The organism is Arthrobacter sp. TJ-266 (assembly GCF_058269115.1).
This window is the reverse complement of the sequence record NZ_JBZCNC010000003.1, coordinates 608,535-623,267: the sequence shown is the minus strand read 5'-3', so window position 1 is coordinate 623,267 and position 14,733 is coordinate 608,535. Positions and strand designations below refer to the sequence as shown.

Here is a 14,733-nt window from a genome sequence, read left to right as displayed (position 1 = left end):
AGTTGGGGTGATCCTTGCTCCTCGACATCATTTGAGTAATCTACCGCCGTCGCCTCCGATGCTCCTGGGCAGGTCGTGGATCCCGCTGCGAACTAGGCCCGGAGAACGACGGAGTCAGGATTCTTGCTGGTGAGACATAACGCATTTTACTGAAAAGACTATTCGCTAAAACCAAAATCTAGACGTGTATACAATTTCTCATCCAGCAATACACGGTAATTCTCGGGGGGTTTCGATAAACCTTCATAGTGAAATCCGAAAACGACTAGCGCTGCAGCCGCCTTCAGCATCCAGAACCTTTCATGCTCTGGTGCAATCGACTTTGATCCGGATGCGCCTGACTCAAGTCGTCCGAATCTTTTGAAGGTGTAGTAGTGGTAGTCCCTACCAGTTCCTGGATCTGTGGCGTGCTCGCGAGGCGCCTCAAACGTGAAGTGAAGCTCACCCTGAGTCATGGAGAAAACAAGTACCGACCGTCGATTGACCGTTCCGGTCAGCATCAGTGTGATGTCCGTGTCGGCTTCGAAGACACACTGGTCACCGTTATCGGTCGTGCCAATTTCGAACATCACAATCTCCTGGGCTGTCGGGGGAACGGAAGCAGCGAAAGGAATCTGATAGCTACTAATTCGAGTAACTTAAGTATGACCGATCTTCCGTTAATTGACCGTCCCACATGAGGATCCTCCAGCGGGACTCGAAGCGGACCGGCCGTCTAGCGCCGAGTCGCCGGTTCACCGGCGTCGTTCAGTAGCTCTAGCTAAGGTTGAGGTATGGATATTTGGGGTTTCGTCGTTCTGGCGGCCATCGCTGCTGTCTTCCTTCTGTTCCTGCGGGACATGATCGCTTCAGGAGTTAAGCGGGGCATCCTTGACGCTCACGAAGTCCTCGAGTCGGAGCAGCAAGGCGCTCAGCCGCACAAAGCAGAGAAGTAGGTCGACGGAGTCCTGGAGGATCCGTCAGCGGACGTTTTGCTTCTCCGTCAGTGGGTGAGCAATACCGCAAACAGCCGTGAAGACTGAAAGTCAGTGCTTCGCCGGCCGGGTGAATCTGGTGAACCGATCAACAGCAAGATTAGGAGAATCGCGACGCACACGATCGCGACGAAGACCCGTTGCACTCCTGTTATGCGTCATAGTCCCATGGGCTAACTACGTCGGATTGTGCACGGAGAACCATCGCTCTACGCACGGCACCTGACGGCTGCATACGACCGCCCGAGTCTTACTGCTCACTAGAAGAACGAACACCACGCGTTTGGTATGGGCGCCGGCTGGGCGCTCTGCATGCGCTCTTCAGTCCAGAACTCAGCGTCATCAACCGCGCCCTTGGCGGGTGAGCGAGTATTCATCACTGCAGTAGAGTCGCCGGACGTTTTGAATTGGAACGCTCCACAGCCCAAAGGCCTGGGCAACACGACTACTGCGATCAGCACCAGGACTCCGACGAGCAGAAGGATGACCGTTCTTCGACGTAATTTCCCCATCATTCAGTGCACCACGCGAGACGCGGCGGCAGAAGACATGGCACCTACTCAGATGAGCGCGCGAGCACTCGAACGAGGAAGACAGTGTCTTATAGAACGATCGGCATACGGGCCCGAGATAGCTACGGAGTACCTTGAGGCATGAGTGAGCAACAGTCCGACCGAGAGAGCATGCCTTGATGAAGAAAGTGACCCTTGTGTTATTTGCGGGCACTCTCGCGATTTGTGGGTATTTCGTTCTTGCCTGGCTAAATGCCGGCGGGCTCTCTCACAGCAGCCTAGGCATAGGCGGAATCTGCCTCAGCCAGAAACTGCCGGTAGGAACGATCTACACCCCGGGAGGCGAGCTGTTACCAGCAGGAACCTCGACTGCTGTCCCAATTGGCTTCGAGTGTCGGTTCATCATGAAGGACGGTTCTAACGTGCGGACCGCGCACCCGGACTACGTCGCGACTGTAGCGGCAGCGCTCCCAGTTGCCGTGGTCATGGGGTGGGGCAGTTGGTTCTTGGCAGGACAACGCAGAACAAGGACCAAAGCGCTGGACTGACGAGACCGGCCAGTAGCACAGACACAAGACTGATCGCGACCTATTGTGCTGCGTGGCCCGCAAGCCGATCCTCCTACGGGCCAGCCAGAGGAGAGGGGCAGAACCCGTCCATCATGTCTCTTCAGTACCAACGAAGCCCCGTCGTCCCACAGTTCTTTGGGTCGTCCGAATGCGAAACCATGCCGTGCTCAAACGGTCGTTTATGCACTCACTCCAAGTAGCGGGCCGCTTCACCTGATAGCAGGGCCACGGCGGGTGAATAGGTCTTCTCCTTCGGCACGCCTCCGAGGAGGACATCGGTGATAGCGCGAAACATGAGTGCCCGTAAGAGCACTTGCTCAGCGTCGGGCCCGCGAACGAGTTCCCTCACCTGGTTGGAGGCTCCCTCGAAGCATTTGGCATCGACCGCGACAATAGCGACCGCGTACTCCACCGGCCTGAAATAGGGGCTGAAGTCGATAATTGCCGGCGGTATGCCCGGCTGAAAAAGCGTATTGCCAGTCAGATCCCCATGGACGAGCACCGATGTGCTTTCGATGCTGAGGCGGCGGTCAGCCAACGCGCGCAACCAGCGGGGTGTAGCGGCGGGTAAGAGCTCTTCGCCCCAAGCAACTCGATCAGCGATAGACCACGGATCATCGCGTTGACCCATCCACTCGGGTGCCGTCATTACGGCTAGGTCATTACTTAGAGCTCGTCCAGCGGCAGCGACTTGTTCCCAGGCGTTCGCCTTCGGGCCTCCCACCAGAAAAGGCGTTGCTGACCATCCGTCGACGATGATTCGGCCGTCTGATGCTCGGACCGGATGTGCCGTTCGCACTGAGTGCGTCGACGGGAGCGACTCCAACCACTCTAGGAGTTCGAGATTTCCCTCGGCAGGCTTCAGCACAAGGCTGCCAGCGCGCCAAGATGTACCTCTTCCACCGATCAGCGGTACCGCTTCGGCGGCACCAAAGGCATGCAGTGTCGCTGCAGACGGTACTGATCGATCCATAAGGTCAGTGTCGCAGGTGGGGTTCCTCAATACTGTGCGTCGGCGGTCGCTTGTGCCACATTGGCACAAAGCAGCAGCTAGCGTGCCTGGAGGCGCCCCGGGTAACGCACCCTGCATTCTGTCGGTCGGGTGCCGAGCAACACGGCACGGACCTGGTTCAGGTCGGGCCAGAACGTCCGAGACATAACGATCTTCAACGCGACGACAAAGTAGCCGGACCGCCACCAGTCCGGAGCGAAACGGGGGACCGTCGCCCTGGGTTCAAGGCCAGCAACAATCCGGGAAGCTCGTTTGTAACGAATCGGTAATGAACTCTTAGATCCGCCTGCCGACTGTTTTGCACTCCGCGCAACCCTGCAAGCGTGGAACCGTTGCAAAGAGCAACGAAGTGCACATCAACGTATGGGGATGAAATGAACCGCTTGAGGAAAATCGTCACCACAACAATGGCCGCTGGAACTCTGCTTTTCGGCGGGTTGGGCATTGCTTCACCCGCAGTTGCGGAAACACCGCTCTCGCTCACAAGCACGGAAGAGCAGGATATGCGGGACTTTTTCTCGCAGTACGACGTACCAACATCGACTCAGGACGAACTCATCAATGAGCTCCTCGAGGGTCAGGTTTGGGACAACGCGACGCCAGGGGTCGAACCCATCGCTGTAGAGGATTACTCCACGATCGATGAGACCGTAACCGTCGAGCGCTTTGCTGATGGATCCATCACTGCTCAGACCATGGAACGCCCGAAGGAGGGTAGCAGCAAGGGAGAAGCCTCACCGGACGGCATCATTTCGAACTGCACCCGATCGGGCGGAAGCGGGTACTCGGTCGCAACCGGCTGTACGATCGCGAACAACTGGGGAAACGTCACCGTCGGATTCATTGCCAGTTATCAGATCGTGAACGGTGCCGCTGATTCCATCACCTTCCTTGGTGTCACGACCCAGCAATGCGCTGCTGGCACTTGCACACGCCCTGAGTACGTGATTCAGAAACTGCAGGAGGACTCCAACGGCCCCGCATACGCTCAGGCCCAGAGTACTTACACCGCCGGTGACCTCGCCAGCTCTGAGTACTGGGTACAGTTGCGGGTTGGCAACGACTTCGCAGAGGCGTTGAACTCGTAATATCGGCTTCATCTACGAAAGATTAGGGAAATGACAAGCGCCACAGAGATGTCGAATCCAACTATTCCTACGAATTATGGAATCGTCGGGCTCATCGGAATTTACGTCGCTTTTCTGATCTGGGTAGCCTCTTCCATCCTGCGTCATCCCGCTTACAGCGGCTTGGCAAAGGCGCTCTGGGTACTCGTGATTATTGCAGCTCCGGTCGTCGGGACGATTCTATGGATCGCCGTCGGCCGCAAACAGCGCGTGGCACAGGACCAGGATATTAGCTGAAGGCAAGAATCGCTGGCCCTCGGTGAGGTGCTGATCCTCACTGCTGTCTATATTCACGAACAACAAGGTCGCCTGAACTCCTACGGGGAGGTCAGGCGACCTTGTTTGTTGGTGGCCTCAACCGGCTCTCCTTACCTGGGGATCGGCGACGAACCGAGAGCCGTGTTTCGCAAGAACGCTGACTCCTCGCTCTCACGGTTTAAAGGCCGGAACCGTCCCTCCGCGCAGCCAGGCATCCCGGGGATCACGCCGGTGTGCGTCCTCGTCGCGTGGGGTGACCAATCTCCAGCGGACCTCACCGGCCGCTGGATCAGGCAACGTCACCCCGAAGATCTACTACCGCGCGACCGGCACCGCCAACGGTGCGTCCTTCTCGGCCACTAACGGATCCGCAGAAGGCTGGACCCTCGCAGAGACACTGTCCGCTACCAGCGCCGCCACACCCGTCGTCATCGACAAGAAGCTCGACGCCACCGCGGCCGCGACCGCGATCGGCAAGACCCGCATCCCGGCACTCCTCGACGTGCAGGTCTGCTTCACCTACACCTCGCCAGCTGTCACCCGATGCACCTGGACCTAGAACACCGAGACGAACACCTTCGTCCTACGCCTGCCGCACGCCTTCGGTAGCGGGTACCCCGTCGCCGAAGCAGGCCCTGGCCAAGCCGCCCTCTACACGGGCGAGCTCAACCTGTCCGAAACCGATGTGTCCGTCGACGCCGGCGGATCGGGACTGACCATCTCCCGTGTCTACTCCTCCCTGTCCGGCGCCGGCGCCGAGACCGGAGCCTTCGGCCCCGGCTGGCGCCCATCCTTCAGCGGACCCGATGCAGGGCTCGCCGGTTATCTTGTCGCCGACACGACCGGAACCGACGGCACGATCTCCCTCATCGCAGATGACGAGAGCGCCATGGTGTACCGCCAACCAGGCGGAACTAAGACCGCAGGGAAAATCGGCGTATACGAACCCGTCAATGATGAAGCCGTTGACGCAGGCTTGAAAGTCGAGGTCATCGGCACCGGAGCCACCGCCCGAATCAGTGTCACCGAGGACGACGGAACCATCACCGTCTACCTCCCCGGAAAAGTCGACGCCAGCGCCCAGATCTGGGACGCCGAAAAGGTCGTAGGCCCTGCCTCCAGCGGCACCGTTACCTTCAGCCGCGACAGCACAGGACGCGTTATCCGGATCCTCGCTCCCGTCGAGGAAGGCACCACCTGTCCGGCCACCGGCGCCCTGACCAAGGGATGTCGGGCACTGGACATCACCTACACCGCTACGACGACGGACGGGAAGATTGCAGGCCAGGTCGACAAGATTTCCTACACCGCGTGGGATCCCTCCACATCGACGATGGCCACCGCACCGGTCGCCGACTATCGGTACAACACCACCGGCAAGCTGACGACCGTCATCAACCCGCGCAACAGTTTCGCCACGGCCTACACGTACGGGACAGCGACGACCGCCGGCGTCCCGACCCTCACCTCGGTCACTGAATCCGGTCAGGCCCCGCACAAGTTCACCTACGGCGCCGGTGCTGCCAGCACCCGCAGCGACTGGATCGAAACCGTCCTGCGCGGCAACCCCTCCGGTACCGGTGCGGACGTTCAAACCGCCCGCTTCGTGTACGGGCTCAACGCCAGCGGAGACGGCACCAACCCTGTGCCGGGCCATCCTCCCGGCCGCCCTGGTGGCCGTGATCCTGCTGGATCCCGGCTCCCTGTGGGCGCTCTACGCCGTGGCGCTGCTGGTCGGCGTGGCCGAGACGCTGTACGACACCTCGGCGCAGTCGATCCTCCCGCAGCTCGTGCGCCGCGATCAGCTCTCCCGCGCCAACGGCAGGCTGTACGCCGTGGAGCTGACCACCAACCAGTTCGCGGGGCCTCCCCTCGGCGGCTTCCTGGTCGCCGCCGGAGTGGTGGCCGGGTTCGCCGTGCCGGCGGCACTCTGGCTCGCCGCCGTCGGGAGCCTGCTGCTGGTCCGCGGTAGCTTCCGGATCGAACGCGAGGTGAGGACCACCCTCCGCCACGACGTCGCCGAGGGCCTGCGCTTCCTCTGGCACCAGAAGTTCCTCCGCACGCTCGCCGTCATGACGGGGGTCTCCAACTTCGCCTCCAATGCGGCGTTCGCCGTCCTGGTGCTCTTCGCCGTGGGGCCCGGTTCCGCGATGGGACTGAGCGAGGTGGAGTTCGGCGTCCTGCTGACCACCGCCGCGCTGGGGTCCATCGTCGGGTCCTTCGTCGCCGAGCGGATCGAGGCCGCGCTCGGACGCTCGCGGGCGCTGGCCGCGTCCGTCGTCGGCTTCTCGGTGTTCATCGGAGCCCCCGCGCTGACCACCAGCCCGTACGCGCTGGGAGCGGCGCTCTTCGTGGGCGGCGTCGCCGTCGTGCTGTGGAACGTCATCACCGTGTCCGTCCGCCAGCGCATTGCGCCCGACCGCCTGCTCGGCAGGGTCAACAGCGCCTACCGCCTGCTGGCGTGGGGGTCCATGCCGCTCGGCGCCGCGACCGGCGGCGTGCTGGCGCAGTGGCTGGGGCTGCAGGTCATGTTCGGCATCATGGGCGTGCTCGCTCTCTCGCTGCTCACCCTCATGCCCTTCTTGACGGACGCGGCGATCGACGCCGCCGACGTCGAGTCCTGACGCGCGCTGGTCAGCGGGCGGTGCTCCCGGTCCGTTTGTGACCGGCCAGGGCGGCGCGGATATCGCCCTCCTCGTGACCACCCTTGTCCTTGCCGAAGGGCAGCACCTTCAGCAGCGGGTGGATGACGGCCATGACGACCGCGCCCCAGATGGCGCCGACGATCGCGGAGCACAGGGTGTTCACGATCCAGGCCAGAGCGCCGCCCACGGCCGCGATGCCGACGAATGGCTCCTCGAGGGAATGCACCAGGTCGTAGGGCGCGTGCCAGCCGAGATCGTAGGCGCCCTGCAGCATGATGTGCCCGCCCACCCACAGCATGGCCACGGTGCCGATGAGGGTGATGAACGCCAGGACCTTCGGCATGCCCTTCACGAGCGCTGCACCGAAACGCTTGGCGCCCGCCGAGTCCTTGGTGGTGAGGTGCAGGCCGATGTCGTCCATCTTGACGATCAGCGCGACGGCCCCGTACACCACGACCGTGATGAGGATCGCGACGACCACGAGGATGAGCGCGCGGGACCAGATGGACTCGCTCGCCACCTCGTTGAGCGAGATGACCATGATCTCGCAGGAGAGGATGAAATCGGTGGTGATGGCGCCCTTCGTGACCTTCGACTCCGCCTCGGGTCCCTGCTCCACCGCGGGCTTCTTCTCGTCGTGGTGGGTCGGGTGGAGTTTGTGCCAGACCTTCTCGGCGCCCTCGTAGCAGAGGTAGGTACCGCCTGCCATCAGGATGAACGGGATGATCCCCGGGATGAACGCGCTGATGAGCAGCAGCGCCGGCAGGATGAAGAGGAGCTTGTTCCGCAGCGAACCCCAGAAGATGCGCTTGATCATGGGGAGCTCCCGCGAGGGATCGGCTCCGGAGACGTACTGCGGGGTCACGGCGGCGTCGTCGATGACCACGCCGGCGGCCTTGACGCTGGCGCGGGCCGCTCCGGCGGCGACGTCGTCCACCGACGCCGCGGCGACGCGGGCGAGGGCCGCGACGTCGTCGAGCAGGGCGAACAGACCGCCGCTCACAGCGCCACGCGAAGCGTGATGAGCGTGCGATGACCTTGTCGTTCGAGCAAAATCGGCATGCTCGGAGTATAGAGCGGACGGCGCGACGGCGTCGGCGGCGGAAAGGTCGAGCGGATGTCGTCGACGTCGTCGCACAGGGGTGCGGTGGCCTCTACTCTCACACCACCCCGCGGACGGTCCGCTCCGCTCCGCGTCCACGGAGTCTCCGTACGAGATCCCGATCCGCGTGCCTGGCGAACTCGTCGTCGTCGAGCTCGGTCTGACGGACGGTGAGAACCACCGTGGTGGTTACTCGCGGCGTCCTAGCTCTTCGGAGGATCGAGCAATTGCGCCTGCAGCCCCTGGAGCAGGATCGTGATGCCCTGGTCGAGTTCCGCTTCGCCGTCGTAGCCGAGCAGCAAGGGGGCCAGCTCGCGCAGGTAAGGGAAGTCCTTCTTCGGTAGCCGGTGCAGCCCCAGTCTCAGACCGAGCTCGTCCTCGTCCGGGTTGACGACGAACTCCTCGAGCTCGTTCAGGATGTGACCGATGAGGAAGCCGTAATAGGCCCGGTACGCATGCAGGGCAGCTGCAGGGCTGAAACCGGCGCCGCTGAGGACGGCGAGGATCCGCTCGAGCGGACGCAGGACACCCAGCGGGCGCAACCCCATCGGCGTGGACAGGGGACGTGTCACGAGAAGTGGGACGACGTGGCGGTGCGCGAGCACGAGCGTGCGGAAGTCATGTGCGGCCTTCCGCAGCTGGTCCTCCCAGGAGAAGGAGTCCTCGGAACGCGCTACATCCCACTCCTCGAGCAACAGCTCGGTGATCCCGTCGAGCAATGCATCCCGGTTGGCCGCGTAGCGGTAGAGAGCCATCGGGTCCTTGTTGAGTTCAGTGCCCAGTCTGCGCATGGTCAGTGCCTCCAGACCGTGTGCGTCGACCAGGTCCAGGGCAGCCTGGAGGACGACCGCGCGGTTCAGCCTGCCCTCCCGCTGGTCTGATGTGGTCGCCGCGGCGCCGTTGCCGCTTCGGGGTGGGTCCTGGGTTCCGGGCAGGTCGGCGGATCGGGATGCGTCGATCGGTACCTCAGGTCTGCTCACGTGTTCCCTCACGTCGGGTGTCATCGATGGCTTGCCGCCTTCTCCCCCGCGCTGTAACCTCTACGCTGTAGCTACTACAGCATAGCTACTACATTGTAGAAGGGAACCTGGAGGCGCTCTGAGCATACTCCCGGCTGTTGCCAGGACAGCAGCCTGACGAGCCCGGGCCGACCACCGACCCACGAGGGAGACCATGAATTCGTATGCGCGTGCGGGCAATCCCGATCGGCCGGGTGCGCCCGGCGGTCCAGGTCGATCAGCTGCGGTTCCCGACCCCTCCGAACGAACCAGGCAGGACGTCGACCTCGCGCCCGTCATCGCAGCAGCCCGGCGGACCACGGCCGACATAGCCGTCATCACGGACGCGTCACGCAGCATCCTCCATGTCTCCGCCTCGTTCTGCGCGATGACGGGATACGAGGCGACGGACATGATCGGGCGCGACTGTCGGATCCTGCAGGGAGCGGGAACGGACAGGAAGGTCACAGGGCACCTGTCGGACGTGCTGTCCTCGGGCCAGGCGTTCCATGGCGAGTTGCTGAACTACCGGAAGGACGGAACCCCGTTCTGGACAGAGCTGAGCATCATGCCGCTGCGCGTCGGCGGCGGCCACCAGGTGAGCCACTTCGTGAGTGTGCAGAGCGACATCAGCAACAGGGTTGCCCAGCTCGGGAAGTTCCAGGTGCAGGGCTTCCACGACCACGCCACCGGGCTCCCCAACCGGACAGCAGCTGAGCAGGCGGTGGCCGAGGCCGTGGGGATGCCCGCGGGTCAGAACACGACCGTCGCCGTCGCCCTGATAGACCTCGACGGCTCCCGCCTGGTGCACAACACTCTCGGGCACGCTGCCGGGGATTCGCTGCTGAAACAGTGGGCCACCCGGTCGAAGGCCCTGCTCCCGCCCGGTGACATCCTCGCCCGCATGGGTGGGGACGAATTCTTGCTCCTGCTCCGCAACATCTCCCGGCACACCTCGACCCGGGACGTCCAGGAGATCCTCGACCGCTTCCACCGCGCCGTCGAAGAACCCTTCGTGCTGGGAGGCCGGGAAGTGCGCATCGGCATGAGCCTCGGAGTGGCGCTGGTCCCAGCCGACGGGGTCGACAGGCGCTCGATCCTGAGCAGTGCCGACCAGGCGCTGGACGCCGCCAGGAACCGCCCGCCTCGGGATCCGTCCTGGTGGAGATTCGCCGGCGGGCACCATTTCGAACGCCGGAACGCGCGCATCGGGCCGAGCGGACACGGCGTCGGGTCCGGGACGGACACAACGATCGCCGACCCGATCGCCGACGGCACGCTCCCCCGGCGTCCGGCCGTTGATCCCGGGACTGTGCGTGAGGCCGTGTCCAATGGCGGCATCGTTGTGCACTTCCAACCCGTGGTGGACCTCCGGGACGGGTCGGTGCACCTTCTCGAGGCGTTGGCACGGCTGAAACTGCCATCCAACCAGATTGCCCACCCGGACGAATTCCTCCCCCACCTCACCATTGAGGACCAGAACCGGTTGTTCGGGGGCGTCCTCGAACAAGCGCTGGACGTCATCGCATCCTGGGACCGCCTGGGGGTGCACCACGACGTCTCCGTCAACCTGCCCCCCGAGATCCTGCACGACGAGTGCCTGCCGCGGCGCATCGACGAGCTCCTGCGCAGCCGTGACATCCGACCCGACAGGCTGGGCCTCGAGCTGCTGGAGTCACAGGATATGCAGCTCGATGCCCAACGCGCCGCCCTGCAGGAACTCACCGCTCTCGGCGTGGGCCTCGCCATGGATGATCTCGGCTCGGGGTACAGCAGTCTCCAGCGACTGTCCTCCTTCCCCTTCGATGCCCTCAAGGTGGACCGCGGGCTGCTCCAGGGCGTCCACGAACGGCCCTTGGAAACGCTGAGCATGATGGCGACCCTCATCCAGCTCGGCCGCGACTTCGCCATGGACGTGGTCATCGAGGGGTTGGAGGACCTGGACCTCACCGAAGCGGCCGCGATCCTCGGAGCGCCGCTGGGTCAGGGCTACTTCTTCACACGGCCCATGACCGCCGAAGAGTCCTTCCGCTGGGTGTCGTCCTTCGACTACACGCTCGACGGGTCGACGCCGCAGACGGCACTCGGTGCGCTCGCCTACCACTGGCAGTTCGCCCGACGCGCCGCTCCGCACCCTCTCGAGCTGGAGAAATGCCCGCTCTCCGTGTTCCTGGAACGCAGGGAGGCGGGGCCCGGCATACTACGGGAGCACGCGCAGCAGCACCTGGCGCAGGGCGCGCGCGAGACCTCGAGCAGTTCCCTCATCCGATGGATCATCGGCCTCGTGGCGCAGCACGAGGAGCCGCGCGACGCCGGGACACGACGCGCGGTCGTCGCGAGCGATGAACCCTGAGCGAGGGGTGAGCGAGGGGCGACTACGGTCGACGGCCTCCTGGCCGCCCTGTGCGCACCTTTCGTCGCTGGTGGCTCGGACGGATGAGACGCCGAGGGAGACCACCCGCAGCGTGCTCGCGAGGGAGCTCGACCTCAGGTCCCGGCGGCGACGTCGTCCACCGACGACGCTGGCGGCGGCCGAGGGCACGGGGACACTGTGCCGATCGGCTTTCGTGTGGTGGTAACGGTGTCACCCGCCAGGGCGACGTCGTTCGCCGCGTCCGGAGCGACCATCCGGGACGGGCGCGCGCCTACCGGGCGCCCGCCCGCGCAGCCACGAGTGCCGCAAGGCGGTCGAGGTCTGCTCCGACCAGCTGGACGTCGCGGTCGAACTCGTCGTCACTGAGGTCGAGTTGCCGGACGGTGAAGACCACCTCGGCGCCGAGCGGGTGAGCCAGGACGCGGAAGGGGTTGGTCACCACCGTTCCCGACGGCAGCATAACGTCGTGGTCGAGCACCCCGAGGCCGTTCCGTTCGACGAAACGGACCACCACCCGGCCCATCGGGGACTCGACGTACAGCAGCTCGCCGTCCTGGACCACCTCGGAGGTCGCGAGACCGGCAGCCCAGGCCGCGAGGTTGCCGGGGTCCGAGGCCACGGCGTAGACGGCCTCCGGCGGCGCGGCGATGACACGGCTGACATGTTGACTTCGCATGGTGCCAGCCTCGCACCCACCTCCGGGGTCCGGGAAGGGCCGGGTCCCGGCCGCTCAGACCCGCGGGAGCGGCTCCACGGGGTTGGGCCTCTCCACGATCGCCGCGTCGGCGTCGTCGGAATCCGTGGAGCGCAGCTCGTCCACGCGCACGCACACCACGCCGGCCACGATCAGGAGCCCGCCGAGGAGCTGCACCGCACCCGGCAGTTCGCCGAGGATCAGCCAGGCCGCCAGCACCGCGAACATCACCTCGGTGAGAGCCACGAAGCTCGCAACCTTCGAGCCGAGCCGCTGCGCCGCGAGGATGCCCGTGACGTAGGCGGCGACCGTCGCGACGAGCACCAGCACGGCCACCGGAACGAGCCAGCTGACGGTGTGTCCCGCGAGCTGGACGTCCTCGAACACGAAGCGGAACGGCATGATGTTCGTGAGCCCGAGGACCAGGATGACGGCGGAGGCGACCACCATGCCGCCGCCCGCCATGACCAGCGGTGGCAGGGTGTCGTCGATCTTCGCGGACATCACGAAGTAGACCATCAGGCAGACGGCGGCACCGAGCCCGTAGAGCACGCCCACCGGGTCCAGCCGGGCGTCCCCCGCGAGGTCGAGCACCAGGAGGAGCCCGAGGATCGCGATCACGGAGCCGATCATCGTGAGTGCATTGGGGCGCTTCTTCGAGCGCAGCCAGAGGTAGCCGACGAGGAGCACGGGCGCGAGGTACTCGAGCAGCAGCGAGACGCCGACTGACATGCGCTGCACCGCGTTGAAGTAGAAGAGCTGGCAGAGGGCGATCGCCGTGGTGCCGTAGATGATCACCGTCAGCGCGTTGCCGCGCATCGCGGACCAGCGTCCGCGCAGGGCCATCAGCACCGGGACCAGGAGCACGACGGCGGCGCCCCCGATACGCAGCCCGACGGCGGCGCCGGGGCTCCAGCCGATCTCGAGGAGCGACTTGGCGAAGGGTCCGGAGACGCCGAACGTCGCAGCGGACAGGATGGCGATCCAGAGACCGGTGGCGGGACGCATGTCCGCTCCTTTCGGGTACGCTCGTGCTGCACAGGTGTCAGGAGCGTTCGGTAGTGATGGTCGTGACACTAGAGGAGCATCATGTCAGGAGTCAACATGCCTTTCACCTATGACACCGAGGTGGCGCTCTCCTCCGCGGCAGCGCTCATCAACACCGCCCGGGACGACGTGGACCCCCTGGACACTCTCGACGGGCTCGACCGCTTCCTCGACGAGCAGCGCTTCAGCGGCTCGCGCACCCACACACGCGCGGAGCTCGACGCCGTCCGGGAACTCCGCACCGAACTCGAGCTGATCTGGTTCGCGGAGGAGGACGACGCCGTCGCGCACGTCAACGCGATCCTCCGGCAGCACCACGCACTCCCCCAGCTCGTGCGCCACGACGAGTGGGACTGGCACCTCCACGCCACCGGGCCGGAGGCCCCGCTCGAGCAGCGCATGGCCACCGAGGCCGCCATGGCCCTCGCCGACGTCATCCGCGGCCATGAACTCGACCGCCTGCGCGCGTGCGCGGCGGAGGACTGCGACGGCGTGGTGCTGGACCTCAGCCGCAACCGCTCCAAGCGGTTCTGCGACACCGGCAACTGCGCCAACCGCACACACGTGAAGGCCTACCGGGCGAGGAAGGCGCAGACCGCGTCATGAGGCCCGGGCCGGCGCCGCGCGGTCCTACGCTGGGCGCATGACCTTCTCGCCCTCCACCCTGTTCATCACCGGCGGCAACTCCGGGATAGGCCGCGGCCTCGCCGAGGCGCTGCACCGGCGCGGCGTCAGGGTGATCATCGGCGGTCGCAACGCCGCCGGCCTCATGGAGGTGGTGGCGGCGAACCCCGGCATGGAGATGGAGCTCGTGGATGTCGGCAACGCGGAGTCGGTGTACGACGCCGCCGCGCGCATCGCGGAGCGTCACCCCGGGCTCGACGCCGTGATCAGCAACGCCGGCGTGCAGCGCCTCATCGACTTCACCGAAGCACCCGTGGACCCACGGCGGCTCGACGAGGAGATCGACACCAACCTCAAGGGCGTACTGCACGTGGCCAACGCCTTCGTGCCGCTGCTCCGCCTGCAGGCCTCCTCCACGCTCGTCAACGTGAGCTCGGGCCTCGGCTTCGTCCCGCTGACCGCGGCGCCGGTCTACTCCGCGACGAAGGCGGCGGTCCACTCGTTCACCATGTCGCTGCGGCACCAGCTGCAGGGCACGGGTGTGGACGTGGTCGAGGTGATCCCGCCGGCCGTCGCCACCAACCTGCACCGCGGCCAGACCTCCACGCCGCCGGGCGTCATGGCGCTGGACGATTTCATCGCCGAGACGCTGCGGGGGCTGGACCGCGGGCTGGAGGAGATCGCCGTCGGCGGGGCCAAGCGCCTGCGGGCCGGGTCGAGGATCGCGCCCGCGCGCTTCGTGCAGCTGATCAACCAGCGGCGCTAGGCACTACGGCGCAGGCCGCCTGATCCGCGGA

General features: G+C 65.0%; 13 protein-coding genes and 1 pseudogene. 8 read left to right on the top strand and 6 right to left on the bottom strand.

Features of this window, described 5'->3' with window-relative positions; genetic code table 11:
- Positions 1-158: 158 nt before the first annotated feature.
- Together AC4D12_RS11665 and AC4D12_RS11660 are read right to left on the bottom strand one after the other, a co-directional pair.
- Positions 159-569 (bottom strand): hypothetical protein, encoded by a 411-nt coding sequence (locus tag AC4D12_RS11665; protein WP_490950082.1) that lies wholly within the window; start codon positions 567-569, stop codon positions 159-161.
- A 1,673-nt stretch (positions 570-2,242) separates the two neighbouring features.
- The gene (locus AC4D12_RS11660; RefSeq protein ID WP_490950081.1) at positions 2,243-2,704 is read right to left on the bottom strand and encodes a hypothetical protein; all 462 of its coding nucleotides are present in this window, start codon (positions 2,702-2,704) and stop codon (positions 2,243-2,245) included.
- Positions 2,705-3,450: 746 nt separating this feature from the next.
- Here AC4D12_RS11660 and AC4D12_RS11655 point away from each other — a divergent pair.
- From AC4D12_RS11655 to AC4D12_RS11635, 5 genes and pseudogenes are all read left to right on the top strand, one after another.
- Positions 3,451-4,155, top strand: coding sequence for a hypothetical protein (locus AC4D12_RS11655; protein WP_490950080.1), 705 nt, complete (start codon positions 3,451-3,453; stop codon positions 4,153-4,155).
- Between the two features lie 30 nt (positions 4,156-4,185).
- The gene (locus AC4D12_RS11650; RefSeq protein WP_490950079.1) at positions 4,186-4,431 is read left to right on the top strand and encodes a PLD nuclease N-terminal domain-containing protein; all 246 of its coding nucleotides are present in this window, start codon (positions 4,186-4,188) and stop codon (positions 4,429-4,431) included.
- A 274-nt stretch (positions 4,432-4,705) separates the two neighbouring features.
- On the top strand, positions 4,706-5,011 hold the full coding sequence (locus AC4D12_RS11645; protein ID WP_490950078.1) for a hypothetical protein: 306 nt from the start codon (positions 4,706-4,708) through the stop codon (positions 5,009-5,011).
- 30 nt (positions 5,012-5,041) lie between these two features.
- Positions 5,042-5,236 (top strand): annotated as a pseudogene (locus AC4D12_RS11640) (DUF6531 domain-containing protein); the annotation flags it as partial.
- Positions 5,237-5,969: 733 nt separating this feature from the next.
- Entirely contained in the window at positions 5,970-7,076 is a 1,107-nt protein-coding gene (locus AC4D12_RS11635) for an MFS transporter (protein WP_490950077.1), read from the top strand.
- 10 nt (positions 7,077-7,086) lie between these two features.
- On the opposite strand, the gene AC4D12_RS11630 is transcribed toward AC4D12_RS11635, so the two are convergent.
- Both AC4D12_RS11630 and AC4D12_RS11625 read right to left on the bottom strand, forming a co-directional pair.
- The gene (locus AC4D12_RS11630; RefSeq protein ID WP_490950076.1) at positions 7,087-8,100 is read right to left on the bottom strand and encodes a DUF808 domain-containing protein; all 1,014 of its coding nucleotides are present in this window, start codon (positions 8,098-8,100) and stop codon (positions 7,087-7,089) included.
- 302 nt (positions 8,101-8,402) lie between these two features.
- Complete coding sequence (locus AC4D12_RS11625; RefSeq protein WP_490950137.1) at positions 8,403-9,059, bottom strand: TetR/AcrR family transcriptional regulator C-terminal domain-containing protein; 657 nt, start codon at positions 9,057-9,059, stop codon at positions 8,403-8,405.
- 313 nt (positions 9,060-9,372) lie between these two features.
- On the opposite strand from AC4D12_RS11625, the gene AC4D12_RS11620 reads away from it, so the two are divergent.
- Positions 9,373-11,550, top strand: a complete 2,178-nt coding sequence (locus AC4D12_RS11620; RefSeq protein WP_490950075.1) for a putative bifunctional diguanylate cyclase/phosphodiesterase — start codon at positions 9,373-9,375, stop codon at positions 11,548-11,550.
- Positions 11,551-11,842: 292 nt separating this feature from the next.
- Here the strand turns inward: AC4D12_RS11620 and AC4D12_RS11615 are convergent, their stop codons facing one another.
- Positions 11,843-12,247 carry an SRPBCC family protein gene (locus AC4D12_RS11615; RefSeq protein WP_490950074.1) on the bottom strand — a complete coding sequence of 135 codons (405 nt, stop codon included), beginning with the start codon at positions 12,245-12,247 and terminating at the stop codon, positions 11,843-11,845.
- Positions 12,248-12,301: 54 nt separating this feature from the next.
- Complete coding sequence (locus tag AC4D12_RS11610; RefSeq protein ID WP_490950073.1) at positions 12,302-13,273, bottom strand: EamA family transporter; 972 nt, start codon at positions 13,271-13,273, stop codon at positions 12,302-12,304.
- A gap of 96 nt (positions 13,274-13,369) precedes the next feature.
- On the opposite strand from AC4D12_RS11610, the gene AC4D12_RS11605 reads away from it, so the two are divergent.
- Together AC4D12_RS11605 and AC4D12_RS11600 are read left to right on the top strand one after the other, a co-directional pair.
- Entirely contained in the window at positions 13,370-13,918 is a 549-nt protein-coding gene (locus tag AC4D12_RS11605) for a CGNR zinc finger domain-containing protein (RefSeq protein WP_490950072.1), read from the top strand.
- A gap of 37 nt (positions 13,919-13,955) precedes the next feature.
- Positions 13,956-14,702 (top strand): SDR family oxidoreductase, encoded by a 747-nt coding sequence (locus AC4D12_RS11600; RefSeq protein ID WP_490950071.1) that lies wholly within the window; start codon positions 13,956-13,958, stop codon positions 14,700-14,702.
- Positions 14,703-14,733 lie beyond the last annotated feature (31 nt).